Origin of the sequence: Kosakonia radicincitans DSM 16656, from assembly GCF_000280495.2 — a bacterium.
Lineage (GTDB): Bacteria > Pseudomonadota > Gammaproteobacteria > Enterobacterales > Enterobacteriaceae > Kosakonia > Kosakonia radicincitans.
On the sequence record NZ_CP018016.1, the window covers coordinates 1,467,900 to 1,481,753 of the forward strand.

General features: G+C 55.9%; 12 protein-coding genes. 7 read left to right on the top strand and 5 right to left on the bottom strand.

Annotated elements, in window-relative coordinates:
* Positions 1-10: 10 nt before the first annotated feature.
* From bamC to ypfH, 5 genes are all read left to right on the top strand, one after another.
* Positions 11-1,045 carry an outer membrane protein assembly factor BamC gene (gene bamC, locus Y71_RS07290; RefSeq protein ID WP_007370877.1) on the top strand — a complete coding sequence of 345 codons (1,035 nt, stop codon included), beginning with the start codon at positions 11-13 and terminating at the stop codon, positions 1,043-1,045.
* A gap of 109 nt (positions 1,046-1,154) precedes the next feature.
* The gene (gene purC, locus Y71_RS07295; protein ID WP_007370878.1) at positions 1,155-1,868 is read left to right on the top strand and encodes a phosphoribosylaminoimidazolesuccinocarboxamide synthase; all 714 of its coding nucleotides are present in this window, start codon (positions 1,155-1,157) and stop codon (positions 1,866-1,868) included.
* Between the two features lie 129 nt (positions 1,869-1,997).
* Positions 1,998-2,864 (top strand): KPN_02809 family neutral zinc metallopeptidase, encoded by an 867-nt coding sequence (ypfJ, locus tag Y71_RS07300; protein ID WP_071531983.1) that lies wholly within the window; start codon positions 1,998-2,000, stop codon positions 2,862-2,864.
* 9 nt (positions 2,865-2,873) lie between these two features.
* Positions 2,874-4,889 carry a tRNA(Met) cytidine acetyltransferase TmcA gene (locus tag Y71_RS07305; protein WP_007370880.1) on the top strand — a complete coding sequence of 672 codons (2,016 nt, stop codon included), beginning with the start codon at positions 2,874-2,876 and terminating at the stop codon, positions 4,887-4,889.
* A gap of 76 nt (positions 4,890-4,965) precedes the next feature.
* Positions 4,966-5,658: an esterase gene (ypfH, locus tag Y71_RS07310; protein ID WP_007370881.1), complete on the top strand. Its 693-nt coding sequence runs from the start codon at positions 4,966-4,968 to the stop codon at positions 5,656-5,658.
* A 42-nt stretch (positions 5,659-5,700) separates the two neighbouring features.
* Here ypfH and Y71_RS07315 read toward each other — a convergent pair whose 3' ends face one another.
* The 4 genes from Y71_RS07315 to Y71_RS07330 form a co-directional block, all read right to left on the bottom strand.
* A complete protein-coding gene (locus Y71_RS07315; protein ID WP_007370882.1) occupies positions 5,701-5,901 on the bottom strand; it encodes a YpfN family protein in 201 nt (66 codons plus the stop codon).
* Positions 5,902-5,918: 17 nt separating this feature from the next.
* The gene (gene dapE, locus Y71_RS07320; RefSeq protein WP_007370883.1) at positions 5,919-7,046 is read right to left on the bottom strand and encodes a succinyl-diaminopimelate desuccinylase; all 1,128 of its coding nucleotides are present in this window, start codon (positions 7,044-7,046) and stop codon (positions 5,919-5,921) included.
* 3 nt (positions 7,047-7,049) lie between these two features.
* Positions 7,050-7,406, bottom strand: coding sequence for an ArsC family reductase (locus Y71_RS07325; protein WP_007370884.1), 357 nt, complete (start codon positions 7,404-7,406; stop codon positions 7,050-7,052).
* A gap of 91 nt (positions 7,407-7,497) precedes the next feature.
* Entirely contained in the window at positions 7,498-7,935 is a 438-nt protein-coding gene (locus Y71_RS07330; RefSeq protein ID WP_007370885.1) for a GNAT family N-acetyltransferase, read from the bottom strand.
* 186 nt (positions 7,936-8,121) lie between these two features.
* On the opposite strand from Y71_RS07330, the gene ypfM reads away from it, so the two are divergent.
* Complete coding sequence (gene ypfM / locus Y71_RS29925) at positions 8,122-8,181, top strand: protein YpfM (RefSeq protein WP_100181659.1); 60 nt, start codon at positions 8,122-8,124, stop codon at positions 8,179-8,181.
* Between the two features lie 96 nt (positions 8,182-8,277).
* On the opposite strand, the gene acrD is transcribed toward ypfM, so the two are convergent.
* Positions 8,278-11,391 (bottom strand): multidrug efflux RND transporter permease AcrD, encoded by a 3,114-nt coding sequence (gene acrD, locus Y71_RS07335; protein ID WP_007370886.1) that lies wholly within the window; start codon positions 11,389-11,391, stop codon positions 8,278-8,280.
* 448 nt (positions 11,392-11,839) lie between these two features.
* Between acrD and aegA the strand changes: the two genes are divergently transcribed.
* Positions 11,840-13,819: a formate-dependent uric acid utilization protein AegA gene (aegA, locus tag Y71_RS07340; protein WP_007370887.1), complete on the top strand. Its 1,980-nt coding sequence runs from the start codon at positions 11,840-11,842 to the stop codon at positions 13,817-13,819.
* The last annotated feature ends 35 nt before the right edge of the window (positions 13,820-13,854 follow it).

Sequence of the window (13,854 nt, forward strand, 5' to 3'; positions counted from 1 at the left end):
GGGAGATTTGATGGCTTACTCAGTACAGAAGTCGCGCCTGGCGAAGGTAGCGGGTGTTTCACTTGTGATGTTGCTCGCCGCCTGTAGTTCCGATTCACGTTACAAGCGTCAGGTTAGCGGTGACGAATCCTATCTGGATGCCACACCGCTTGCTGAACTTCATGCGCCGGCAGGAATGATCCTTCCGCTGCAAAACGGTGATTACAACATCCCTGTCACGAACGGCAGCGGCGCAGTCGGCAAAGCGCTGGATATCCGCCCGCCAGCACAGCCGCTGGCGCTGGTGAGTGGCGCACGTACCCAGTTTACGGGCGATACCGCAACGCTGATGGTAGAAAACGGCCGCAACAGCACGCTGTGGCCGCAGGTCGTCAGCATCATTCAGGCGCAAAACTACAGCATCGACAAACGTGACGATGCCTCGCAGAGCCTGACCACCGGCTGGGTTGACTGGAACCGTCTCGATGAAGATCAGCAGTATCGCGGCCGTTATCAAATCTCGGTGAAACCGCAGGGCTATCAGCAGTCAGTGGTGGTTAAGTTGCTGAACCTGGAGCAGGCGGGCAAACCGGTGGCTGACGCGGCATCGTTGCAGCGCTACAGCACCGAAATGCTGAACGTTATCTCCGGCGGTCTGGATAAATCCGCGACCGACGCGCAGAACGCCGCTGAAAAACGCAGCGTAACCTCGCTGGATGTCCAGAGCAGCGCGGATGATACCGGTCTGCCAATGCTGGTGGTGCGTGGTCCGTTCAATATCGTATGGCAGCGCCTGCCGGGTGTGCTGGAAAAAGTGGGCATGAAAGTGACCGACAGCACCCGTTCTACCGGCAGCATTTCCGTTACCTACAAGCTACTGTCTGACAGCGGTTGGCGGGATCTGGGCGCGCGCGATCCGGGCCTCTCCGCCGGTGACTACAAGCTGCAGGTCGGCGATCTGGATAACCGCAGCAGCCTCCAGTTTATCGATCCGAAAGGTCATACTCTGACGCAGTCGCAAAACGATGCGTTGGTCGCGGCATTCCAGTCAGCGTTCAACCATTAATCCCTAAGGCCGGAAAACTCCGGCCTTTTTTAATTTTGGTGACGCAAACGTGTGCGTCGGCGTAAAATAGCGAAATCGTCTCTAAATCATCACACCTGGAGTAAGAAAGATGCAAAAGCAAGCTGAGTTGTATCGCGGCAAAGCGAAGACCGTATACAGTACCGAAAACCCGGATCTGTTGGTGCTCGAATTCCGTAACGATACGTCAGCAGGGGATGGCGCGCGCATTGAGCAGTTCGATCGTAAAGGCATGGTGAACAACAAGTTCAACCATTTCATTATGAGCAAACTGCAGGAAGCGGGCATCCCGACCCAGATGGAAGCACTGCTCTCCGATACCGAATGCCTGGTGAAAAAGCTGGATATGGTGCCGGTTGAGTGTGTGATCCGTAACCGCGCGGCTGGCTCGCTGGTTAAGCGTCTGGGCATTGAAGAAGGCATCGAGCTGAACCCGCCGCTGTTCGATATGTTCCTGAAAAACGACGCAATGCACGATCCGATGGTCAACGAATCCTACTGCGAAACCTTCGGTTGGGTAAACAAAGAAAACCTCGCGCGTATGAAAGAGCTGACCTACAAAGCTAACGACGTGCTGAAAAAACTGTTCGATGATGCTGGCCTGATCCTTGTCGACTTCAAACTGGAGTTCGGCCTGTTCAAAGGTGAAGTGGTACTTGGCGATGAGTTTTCACCGGATGGTAGCCGCCTGTGGGATAAAGAAACACTGGATAAAATGGACAAAGATCGTTTCCGCCAGAGCCTCGGCGGCCTGATCGAGGCTTATGAAGCCGTTGCCCATCGTCTGGGCGTGAAATTAGACTAAACCCACCCCGCATTACCGCCAGAGGATGCTTGCATCCTCTGGATTTCGCATCTTTTTTCCCGTGCTAATCCTTCCCTGAGCGCCTACGATCATATATACAGTGTCCATCATTGGGATAGGGAGTAAGTTATGCGCTGGCAAGGGCGTCGAGAAAGTAGCAACGTAGAAGACCGGCGCAATGAGTCGGGCGGGCCGTCAATGCGCGGTCCGGGGTTTCGCCTGCCAGGCGGTAAAGGCGGGTTGATCCTGCTGTTTGTGGTGATGGTGGCCAGCTATTACGGCGTTGATCTGACAGATTTGCTCACCGGGCAGCCGATCAATACCGCTCCGCAGCAGCAACGGAGTATCAGCCCGCAGGAAGATGAATCTGCCCGCTTCACCAGCGTGATTTTCGCTTCGACGGAAGATACCTGGGGCGAAATTTTCCAAAAGATGGGGCGAACCTATCCACAACCTAAGCTGGTTATGTATCGCAACCATACCAACACAGGCTGCGGCACAGGGCAATCGATCATGGGGCCGTTCTACTGCCCGGCGGACAGCAAGGTCTACATTGATCTCTCCTTTTATGACGAGATGAAAAATAAACTTGGCGCGGGCGGCGATTTTGCCCAGGGCTACGTTATTGCCCATGAAGTGGGGCATCACGTACAGAAGGTGCTGGGAACAGAAGCCAAAGTTCGTCGCCTGCAACAGAATGCGACGCAAAAAGAGGCCAATGAACTCTCAGTACGCATGGAGCTTCAGGCCGATTGCTATGCGGGCGTCTGGGGCCACAGCATGCAGCAGCAAGGCGTGCTGGAAGCGGGCGATCTGGAAGAGGCGCTGAATGCCGCGCAGGCGATAGGCGACGATCGGTTGCAGCAGCGCAGCCAGGGCGCAGTATTCCCGGAGACCTTCACCCATGGTACTTCCGCGCAGCGTTACAGCTGGTTTAAACGCGGTATGGACAACGGCGATCCGGCGCAGTGCGACACCTTTAGCGGGCGTCTCTGACCTTCTGCTATGTCACCGTTTTCTGAACTGAGCGCACAGATGGCACGGCAGGGCATCCGCCGCTTGCTGGTGGTCAGCGGCTCGCCCGGCTGGTGTGAGGCGCAGGCCTGCACGTTGCGCGAAAATCTTCCCGGAGACTGGCTGTGGGTGGGCGAAACCGCATCCTGGCCGCTGCACTGCGCGCCGCGGGCACTGACGACGCTGCTGGGGCGCGAGTTTCAACATGCGGTGTTTGACGCCCGCACGGGTTTTGATGTCGCCGCGTTTGCTGCGCTCGCCGGGACATTAACCGCCGGTAGCTGGCTGGTGTTGCTTACGCCGCCCTTCAGCGTATGGCCGCAACAGCCGGATGCTGACAGCGCACGCTGGAGCGATACCATTGAGCCCATTCCGGTGCCGGTTTTTGTCGGGCATTTTTGTCGAACCGTACTGACTGACAGCCAGGCGCTGATCTGGCGTGAAGGTCAACCACTCACTTTCCCCGCTGAAATTCCGCGTGCCGACTGGCATCCCGCAACCGGGGCGCCAGCGCAGGAGCAGGCGCGGATCCTTGCACGATTACAGACGATGCCGCCCGGCGTAATGGTCGTTACTGCGCCGCGCGGAAGAGGGAAATCGGCTCTGGCGGGTATGCATATTGCGCGATTGTCGGTTCCCGCCACGGTAACCGCACCTGCGCGTGCTGCCACGGATGTGCTGGCGGCTTACGCCGGAGAACATTTTTCCTTTATGGCGCCGGATGTGCTGGCGCAGCGGATTGCGCACAGCGGCAGCCAGCCTGGCTGGCTGGTGGTGGATGAAGCGGCTGCCATCCCCGGCCCTTTGCTGCATACGCTTGTCTCGGCCTTTCGGCATGTTCTGCTCACCACCACGGTTCAGGGTTATGAAGGCACCGGGCAGGGGTTTCTGCTGAAATTCTGCGCCGGGTTTCCCCATCTGCAATTTGAGGCACTGAATACGCCGCTGCGCTGGGCATCAGGTTGTCCGCTGGAGCAGGTGATTGAAAACCTGCTGCTGTTTGATGATGCGCAGATTGGCGAGGCGCCTGCTGGCGAGGCGACAATCCTGCCGCTGGCGCAAGATGCCTGGCAGCGAATGCCCTCGCGGCCTGCGGCGTTATACCGTTTGCTGGCGAGCGCCCACTACCGCACTTCGCCGCTCGATCTGCGACGCATGATGGATGCGCCAGGGCAGCATTTCTGGCTGGCGCAAAAGGCGCAGAGCGTGGTTGCTGCACTCTGGCTGGTGGAGGAGGGCGGATTAAGCCCGGCGCTGAGCCAGGCGGTGTGGGCTGGTTTTCGTCGCCCACGCGGCAACCTGGTGGCGCAATCGCTGGCGGCGCATGGCGGAAATCCGCTTGCCGCCACGCTGCGTGGGCTGCGCGTCAGCCGTATCGCCGTGCATCCCGGTTGCCAGCGTGAAGGCATTGGCCGGGCGCTGATTGCCCGTGCGCAGACGCAGGCCGACGGCTGCGATTATCTGTCGGTCAGTTTTGGCTTCACGCCTGCGCTGTGGCGTTTCTGGCAGCGTTGCGGGTTTGTGCTGGTGCGTCTGGGTAGCCACCGGGAAGCCAGTAGCGGCTGTTATACGGCGATGGCCATATTGCCCCTGACGACGTCAGGCCAGGCGCTGGCGGAACGTGAACAGCAGCGCCTGGCGCGCGATCTTCCCTGGCTTGCGCCCTGGCGTGAGGAAAAGTTGTCCTTACCCGCCGTGCAGGCGTCTACCCTTAATGAAGAGGACTGGCAGGAGCTGGCCGGGTTTGCTTTTGCTCATCGTCCACTCTCTGCGGCCATCGGCGCGTTATCCCGCCTGCTGCAACACAGTGCGTTACCGTTGGTGGCGCTGCGCGGGCAGCTTTCAGACGGTGAGAGCGAGCAGACCGTGTGCCTGCGCCTTTCGCTTCACGGGCGCAAAGCGTTGCTGACGCAGCAGCGGAGTGAAGCCGCGCAGGCGCTGCAACAGCTCGATGCGCAGCGCACGCTTACCCTGAAAGAACGGGTGCAGAAAATGCAGTTTTTTTAACTATCTCATTCAGTTAAATGACATGGTCATTATTACTGCCGGGCGTAAACTGCACTCAACGATTAAGGAGACCATCATGAAACATGACCATTTTGTTGTGCAAAGCCCACTCGCCCCGGCTAAACAGCTCCTGCTGTTGTTCCATGGTGTTGGCGATAATCCGGTCTCCATGGGCGAAATTGGTAGCTGGTTTGTTCCGCACTTTCCCGATGCACTGATTGTCAGCATTGGCGGCATTGAAGCCGCAGGCGCGGGACGCCAATGGTTCTCCGTTGAGGGTGTGACGGAAGAGAATCGCCAGCAGCGTGTGGATGCGGTGATGCCGCAGTTTATCGACATTGTGCGTTACTGGCAGCAGCAGAGCGGTGTCAGCCCTTTGGCGACGGCGCTTATCGGTTTCTCGCAGGGCGCAATTATGGCGCTGGAAGGGATGAAGGCGCAGCCGGATCTGGCATCACGCGTGATTGCTTTTAACGGTCGTTACGCCAGTCTGCCGGAAAATGCCGTCAGCGCCCAGACGATCCATCTCATTCACGGTGGCGAAGATCGGGTGATCGATCTGGCATGGGCGGTAAGCGCACAGGAAGCACTGCTGCATCTTGGCGGTGATGTGACGCTGGATATCGTCGATGATTTAGGCCATGCGATTGACGATCGCAGTATCGAACTGGCGTTAAATCATCTGCGTTACACCGTGCCGAAACACTACTTTGACGAAGCGTTAAGCGGCGGTAAGCCGAACGATGACGATATTATTGAATTGCTGTAAAAGCGAATTCACCCCCGGCTGGGGGTGAATGCGTTAGCGGGGTTACTTTTTCGGCTGGTCCTTGTTCGGCCAGTCATCATCGTCATCCCATTTGTCGTTGAAATCACGATGCGGCGGCAGATCGGGTTTATTGGCGAGGAATTTTTTGTGATCGACGCGGTTAAGATCTTTGATCACGTTCAGCAGTACGCCAAGTAAAAACACCAGCACCAGAATCCACCAATATTTAGCAAGCCAGTCCATGCAATCCTCCAGACCCGTCAGGCAATGAGTTGTTCCATAATGCGTTGATACATGCGGGCAAGCAGCTGTAAATCCGCCGCATTCACACACTCGTTGATTTTATGAATGGTCGCGTTCACTGGCCCCAGTTCAACGACCTGCGCGCCCATACGCGCGATAAAGCGCCCATCGGACGTGCCGCCTGTGGTTAACAGTTGCGGTCTGATCTCATTATAGTGCTCGATAGCGTTCACCACCGCATCGACCAGCTTGCCGCGCCCGGTCAGGAAAGGCTGCCCGGAAAGCCACCAGTCTACGGTGTAGCGCAGCTGATGTTTTTCCAGCAGCGCCTGTACCTGCGCTTTAATCATCTCGTCGGTCAGTTCAGTGCTGAAACGGAAGTTAAACTGCACAAACAGATCGCCAGGAATGACGTTATTGCTGCCGGTGCCTGCTTTGATATTGGCAATCTGCATGCTGGTCGGCGGGAAGTATTCGTTGCCGCGATCCCACTCAATTGCCACCAGCTCGTTGAGCATTGGCGCAGCGCGGTGTACCGGGTTATCGGCAAGATGCGGGTAAGCCACATGGCCCTGCACACCGTGAATTGTCAGGTTGCAGGTCAGGGAGCCGCGACGACCGTTTTTCACCACGTCGCCAACCACTTCCGAACTGGAGGGTTCGCCAACCAGGCAATAATCAAGACGTTCGTTGCGCGCCATCAGCGCCTCGACCACTTTTACCGTACCGTTGGCAGCGCTGGCTTCTTCATCAGACGTGATCAGAAAGGCAAGGCGTCCTTTATGTTGCGGGTGCTGTGCGACAAAACGTTCGGCGGCGACTACCATCGCGGCCAGCGAACCTTTCATGTCTGCCGCGCCGCGGCCAAATAGCATGCCATCACGAATGGTCGGTTCAAACGGCGGGTTGATCCAGCGATCGGCATCGCCGGCAGGCACCACATCGGTATGCCCGGCGAACGCCAGCGTCTCCCCCTGGCCGCGCCATGCCCAGAAGTTGAGCGTGTCGCCAAAGTTCATCGGCTCGATGGTAAAACCGATGGCACGCAGACGTTCAATCATTAACGCCTGGCAACCTTCATCATTTGGACTCAGAGAAGGGCGACGAATAAGCTGCTGTGTCAGCTCAATAACCGGGCACGACATAAACTACACCTCGTTGATAAACTTCTCATAACTGGATTCATTGAAACCCAGCAGCATAGGCTTACCGGGCGCGCAGAGCAATGGGCGTTTGATGATTGACGGCATTTCAAGCATCAGCGCGGCGGCGGCATCGGCGTTGGTAATAGTGGCACGCAGGCTTTCATCCAGCTTACGCCAGGTGGTGCCGCGGGTATTCAGCAAGGCTTCCCAGCCAAGTTCATCAATAAATGTACGCAGTAATTGGGCATCAAGGCCGTCAGCGCGGTAATCGTGAAAGCGATAGTCCATCTGGTTCGCTTCCAGCCAGCGGCGCGCTTTTTTGATGGTGTCGCAATTTTTAATGCCGTACATTGTGATCATGGTGAATCCTTTTGTCTCATTTTTGGATATTTGCACAAGAAATTAGAATAACGGAATGTAATTAAAATATCATTCTTCTGCTAATACGGTTTTAACGAATGTAACCGCTTTGTTCCAGTTTGAATAAACTTTCAGATGTTGCGCATACCATTCCAGTGGTTAAAAAACGGAAACCATATTGTTGATAAAATCCTGTCTTTTCCGGAACTGAATATATAAATGTTTTGCCGAAGGGTAATAACGTTTTAACAATATTGATCATCAACTGCTTACCATAACCGCGGCCCTGCATTTCAGGCGCAACAACAATATCCGCCGCATAGCTGGCCCATGTCAGATCGCTGATGGCGCGCGCCGTGGCGACCAGTTTCCCCTCATGGTAACCGAACCAGCAGAAGGTGCTGTTACGCCATGCCTGCTCGACTAATGCCGGGTCGCGCTGGTTGAGCCCACCGGCGGCGAGCAGCGCTGTCACTTCCTGCCAGTCAACATGTTCAATTGCGGATTTATCGTACAATGTGATCGCCATTTTATTTATCCTTATAGAGCCTGTGGAATATTGCTATCACTCACAGTAAAAACCGAATTGCCGGCGCATAGTTAACACAGCTCCATTAAAAATACCCTGCTAATGATGAGTGAAGCAATCAGTTAAAATACCTTCACAGTCATCGGGGCGTTTAGTAGAATGGCGGCGATAATAAGAGAGGTTGTTATGATTGAACATGAACTGGGGAACTGGAAAGATTTTATCGAAGGCATGCTTCGTAAATAATTTCCTGACGAATAGTTAAGCAGTGACGGCTTAAAAATAAAATGTGACCAATCACATAAAAAAAGGCGACTCCACGGAGTCGCCTTTTTGCTGGCTTTATTGCGCGCGCTCTTTCAGCGGGAAGCGGCGACGTACCAGCACAAAGAACAGCGGGACGAAGAAGATGGCCAGGATGGTGGCCGAGAGCATCCCGCCGATAACGCCCGTATCGACCGCGTGCTGGCTGCCGGAACCTGCCCCGGTGCTGGTCGCCATCGGCAGTACGCCGAAGACAAAGGCCAGCGAGGTCATCAAAATAGGGCGCAGACGCTGGCGGCAGGCATGCAGCGTTGAAACCAGCAGATCTTCACCTTTCGCATTCATGTCGTTGGCAAATTCAACAATCAGAATGGCGTTCTTCGCCGACAGGCCGATAACCGTCAGCAGACCGACCTGGAAATAAACATCGTTTTCCAGCCCGCGCAGCCAGGTTGCGAGCAGCGCACCGATCACGCCGAGCGGCACGACCAGCATTACCGAGAACGGCACCGACCAGCTCTCATACAGTGCCGCCAGACACAGGAACACCACCAGCAGCGACACGGCATACAGCGCAGGCGCCTGCGCGCCGGAGAGCCGTTCCTGATAGGACATCGCCGTCCACTCCAGCCCAAAACCGGTCGGCAACTGTTTGACCAGCTTCTCCATCACATCCATTGCCGTACCGGTACTGACGCCGGGAGCGGACTCCCCGATAATCTCCAGCGCAGCATAGCCGTTGTAACGTTCGAGGCGCGGCGAACCGGTTTCCCAGCGCGAGGTGGCAAAGGCTGAGAAGGGTACCATCGTTCCGCTGCTGTTGCGCACGTACCAGAGGTTGATATCGTCCGGTAACATACGGTACTTCGCGGCGGCCTGTACGTAGACTTTCTTCACGCGACCGCGATCCATAAAGTCATTAACGTAGCTGGAACCCCAGGCTGTTTGCAGCGTGTCGTTGATATCATCAATCGACACGCCCAGCGCCTGCGCTTTGCGCTGATCGATATCAATTTGCAACTGTGCGCTGTCGTCGAGGCCGTTATGGCGAACACGGGTCAGCGCCGGATCTTTCGCTGCCATCTCCAGCAGCCGGTCACGTGCCGCCATCAGCGCATCGTGGCCCGCTCCGGCGTGATCCTGCAACTCCATATCAAAACCGGCGGAACTGCCCATCCCGCTGATGGCTGGCGGGCTGCTGGCAAAGACGCGGGCTTCATTAATGCGGTTAAAGGCTTTGGTGGCGCGTTCAATAATGGCGGCGGCGCTGCCGGTTGTCGGGTTACGCGCATCCCAGTCTTTCAGGCGGACAAACAGGCGCGCAACGTTTTGCCCGTTCCCCCCAGGACCGGAACCGACGGTAGAGAAGACCGATTCGACATTCTCTTTTTCATGAGTGAAAAAGTAATCTTCGACTTTTTGCACCACTTTCAGCGTCTGTTGCTGCGTTGCGCCGCTCGGTAATTGCACGGAAGTGGTGAACATCCCGCGGTCTTCCAGCGGCAGAAACGAAGTGGGCAGGCGCAGGAAGAGCAGCACCATGCCGCCAATCAGCAGCACGTAGAGAACAATCCAGCGCAGGCTGCGGTGGAGGATTTTCCCAACCACGGTTTCATAGCGATGCGCATTGCGGTCGAAAATACGGTTAAATGCGCCAAAGAACCCTTTCTGCCCGTGTAACTCGCCCTTGTGCAGCGGCTTCAGCAGCGTCGAGCACAGCGCCGGGGTGAGGATCATCGCCACCAGCACCGACAGTACCATCGCCGACACAATGGTGATGGAGAACTGACGGTAGATAGCGCCCGTGGTGCCGCCAAAGAAAGCCATCGGCACAAATACCGCCGACAGCACCATCGCAATCCCGACCAGCGCGCCCTGGATCTGCCCCATCGATTTGCGCGTCGCTTCCCTGGGCGAAAGCCCCTCTTCGGTCATGATGCGTTCGACGTTCTCGACCACCACAATCGCATCGTCCACCAACAGACCGATGGCCAGCACCATGGCGAACATGGTCAGTGTGTTGATGCTGTAACCGAAGGAATAAAGCACCGCGAACGTGCCGAGCAGCACGACCGGTACGGCAATGGTGGGGATCAGGGTGGCACGGAAGTTTTGCAGGAACAGATACATCACCAGGAATACCAGTAAGATCGCTTCCAGCAGGGTTTTCACCACGTCGATAATGGAGGCTTTTACAAACGACGTGGTTTCATAAGCGACTTTATATTCCAGACCATGCGGAAAAAAGGGCTCCAGCTCGTTAAGCCGGTTGATCACCTGCTCGGCGGTCTCCATTTCGTTGGCGCCGGAGGCCAGCTTCACCCCCAGACCGGAGGCGGCTTTACCATTAAAGCGGCTTAAGTAATCATATTTTTCTGCGCCCAGTTCCACCGTTGCGACATCGCCCAGCCGCACTTCGGAACCATCCTGGTTGACGCGCAGCGTGATATTGCGAAACTGTTCCGGCGTTTGTAATAGCGACTGCGCATTGATGGTGGCGTTAAGCGCCTGGCGGTCAACGGAAGGCGTACCGCCAAGCTGGCCGACAGCGATCTGCGCGTTCTGCGACGAAATGGCTTTGGTAACGTCGGATGCGGTGAGCTGGTAGCTGTTGAGTTTTGCCGGGTCGAGCCAGATGCGCATCGAATATTGCGAACCGTACGCGTCGATATCGCCGACGCCGTTGACGCGGCTGATAGGGTCCTGAATATTACTGGCGACATAATCGGCGATATCCTGTTTATCCATCGAGCCGTCGGTGGATACGAAGGCGATGGTCAGGATGTTGGTATCACCGGTTTTACGCACCGTTACGCCCTGATTCTGTACCGCCTGCGGCAGCTTACGCAGCGCGGACTGCAACTGGTTTTGCACCTGTTGCACGGCTTCATCCGGGTTGGTTCCGGCACTAAAGTTCAGCGTCACCGTCGCCTGGCCGGTTGCGCTACTTTGCGATGACATATACATCAGATTATCGAGGCCAGTCATATTCTGCTCGATAACCTGGGTGACGGTATTTTCCAGAGTTTGCGCTGAAGCGCCAGGGTAGTTAGCAGTAATACGAACGTTCGGTGGTGCTAAATCAGGATATTGCTCGACGGGTAAAGAGATAATGGCAAGTGTCCCCGTAAGACAGATCAGGATCGCCAGCACCCACGCAAAAATGGGGCGATCAATAAAAAAATTCGCCATCAGAAAGAAAACCTCATATCGCTGCGTATCGTTATAGTCACATTGCTTGCATCAATGTAGCGGCAATGCAGAAACCAATCGTGGAGAAAAAAAGGAGAAAATGTAAATTATCATGCCTGTTTAAGGCGTATCTATGCAGAACCTATTTTAACCCAAATTTTCTTCCGTCATTTCGTCAGTCTAAAGACGTTTTTTTACAGTTATTGATTATTTGCGCTATTGGCAGCAAAAAACACCCGCCTGATGGTCGCGCCGCACGGAGCCCTTTTTAACCCTGCCAATCAGACGCATTTGTTCCAAAATGCGTCTGGAAATTGATCTGCTACAAGTTCGTGACAAATAGATAACCTTCCTGGGCAATTGAACATTGCCTGTCTCTGAGACTCCCGGTAAATAAAATGCCTGATTAAAACCAGGGTTAAACAAATTAAATAAAAAGAAGGTTGCCATGAATCGTTTTATTATGGCGAACAGCCAACAATGTATAGGATGTCGTGCCTGTGAAGTTGCCTGCGTGATGGCGCATAACAATGAGCTACATGTATTAAGCCCCGAACAATTTCATCCGCGAATTACAGTTATTAAAAATCAACAGCAGCGCAGCGCGGTGACCTGTCATCATTGTGAAGCTGCGCCCTGTGCCCGCAGTTGCCCGAACGGCGCCATTAGCCGCGTTGATGATTCCGTACAGGTTAACCAGCAGAAATGTATTGGCTGCAAATCCTGCGTTGTCGCCTGTCCATTCGGCACCATGCAAGTGCTTGTTACCCCCGTTGGCGAAGGCCAGGTAAAAGCGACAGCGCACAAATGCGATCTCTGCGCGGGTCGCGCTGACGGTCCGGCCTGCGTGCAAAATTGTCCGGCAGACGCGATGCAACTGGTTAATAGCGACGTGCTGGCGAATCTGGCAAAAACACGTCGTCTGCGTACTGCAGGCCATGAAGCTCAGCCGTGGCACAGTGTTGCGGCGCAGACTTCTGCGTTTGACGATCGCAAGGTGCTGCAGATGCGTAAAACGCCCGCGCGCGGAGAGCCGGATAAACTGCCACTGGCGGCACGCAAGTGCGGTTTTGATGAAATCTATCTGCCGTTTCGCGCTGACCAGGCGCAGCGTGAAGCGCAACGTTGTCTGAGCTGCGGTGAACACAGCATCTGCGAATGGACCTGTCCGCTGCACAACCATATTCCGCAGTGGGTTGCGCGGGTGAAAGAGGGCGATATTGCCTCCGCCGTTGAGCTTTCCCATCAAACTAACTGCCTGCCGGAGATCACCGGGCGCGTCTGCCCGCAGGATCGTTTATGTGAAGGCGCCTGCACGGTGCGCGATGAGTACGGCGCGGTGACCATCGGCAATATCGAGCGTTACATTTCCGATCGGGCGCTGGCGCAGGGCTGGCGACCAGATTTAGGGCAGGTGCAGGCAGTGGATAAACGCATCGCTATTATCGGTGCCGGTCCTGCCGGGCTGGCCTGCGCGGATGTGCTGGCGCGTCATGGCGTCAGCGCGACCGTCTTTGACCGTCACCCCGAAATCGGCGGTCTGCTGACTTTTGGTATTCCCTCCTTCAAGCTGGATAAATCCCTGCTGGCGCGCCGCCGGGAAATCTTCAGCGCGATGGGCATCCGTTTCGAGCTGAACTGCGAGATCGGCAAGGATATCGCGCTGGATACGCTGCTGAGTGATTACGACGCGGTGTTTATCGGCGTGGGTACGTACCGTTCAATGCAGGCCAATTTGCCGAACGACGATGCACCTGGCGTGTATGATGCGCTGCCGTTTTTGATCGCCAATACGAAACAACTGATGGGGCTACCGGAAATTGCGCAAGAGCCGTTTATCAATACCGAAGGCCTGAATGTGGTGGTGCTGGGCGGCGGCGATACGGCGATGGACTGCGTGCGCACGGCGCTGCGCCACGGGGCGAGCAAAGTGACCTGCGCGTATCGGCGCGACGAAGCCAATATGCCCGGTTCGAAAAAAGAGGTGAAAAACGCTCGCGATGAAGGGGCGGAATTCGAATTTAATGTGCAACCCGTGAACGTGGAGCTGAATGAAAGCGGCAAGGTTTGCGGCATCCGTCTGCTGCGGACGCAACTGGGCGAACCGGATGCCAAAGGGCGCCGTCGCCCGGTGCCGATTGCGGGCAGCGAGTTTGTCATGCCTGCCGATGCGGTGATCATGGCGTTTGGCTTTAACCCACATTCCATGCCGTGGCTGGAGCGTCAGGGTGTGCGCATGGATGAGTGGGGACGCATTGCCGCCAGCGTTAACAGCCCGTACCGTTACCAGACCAGCAATCCAAAAATTTTCGCCGGTGGCGATGCGGTACGAGGTGCCGATTTGGTGGTGACGGCCATGGCGGAAGGGCGTCATGCCGCGCAAGGCATGCTGGACTGGTTAGGGGTAAAAACGCCGGATACGCATTAACACCTGGCGCGACAAAACAGGCTCTTCGGCATACT

Excerpts from the sequence above, each read along its gene's own strand:
- ypfH (WP_007370881.1), top strand. The coding sequence starts at position 4,966 with ATGAAACATGACCATTTTGTTGTGCAAAGCCCACTCGCCCCGGCTAAA.
- Y71_RS07325 (WP_007370884.1), bottom strand. The coding sequence starts at position 7,406 with ATGATCACAATGTACGGCATTAAAAATTGCGACACCATCAAAAAAGCG.
- purC (WP_007370878.1), top strand. The coding sequence starts at position 1,155 with ATGCAAAAGCAAGCTGAGTTGTATCGCGGCAAAGCGAAGACCGTATAC.
- Y71_RS07315 (WP_007370882.1), bottom strand. The coding sequence starts at position 5,901 with ATGGACTGGCTTGCTAAATATTGGTGGATTCTGGTGCTGGTGTTTTTA.
- aegA (WP_007370887.1), top strand. The coding sequence starts at position 11,840 with ATGAATCGTTTTATTATGGCGAACAGCCAACAATGTATAGGATGTCGT.
- dapE (WP_007370883.1), bottom strand. The coding sequence starts at position 7,046 with ATGTCGTGCCCGGTTATTGAGCTGACACAGCAGCTTATTCGTCGCCCT.
- Y71_RS07330 (WP_007370885.1), bottom strand. The coding sequence starts at position 7,935 with ATGGCGATCACATTGTACGATAAATCCGCAATTGAACATGTTGACTGG.
- ypfJ (WP_071531983.1), top strand. The coding sequence starts at position 1,998 with ATGCGCTGGCAAGGGCGTCGAGAAAGTAGCAACGTAGAAGACCGGCGC.
- Y71_RS07305 (WP_007370880.1), top strand. The coding sequence starts at position 2,874 with ATGTCACCGTTTTCTGAACTGAGCGCACAGATGGCACGGCAGGGCATC.
- bamC (WP_007370877.1), top strand. The coding sequence starts at position 11 with ATGGCTTACTCAGTACAGAAGTCGCGCCTGGCGAAGGTAGCGGGTGTT.
- acrD (WP_007370886.1), bottom strand. The coding sequence starts at position 11,391 with ATGGCGAATTTTTTTATTGATCGCCCCATTTTTGCGTGGGTGCTGGCG.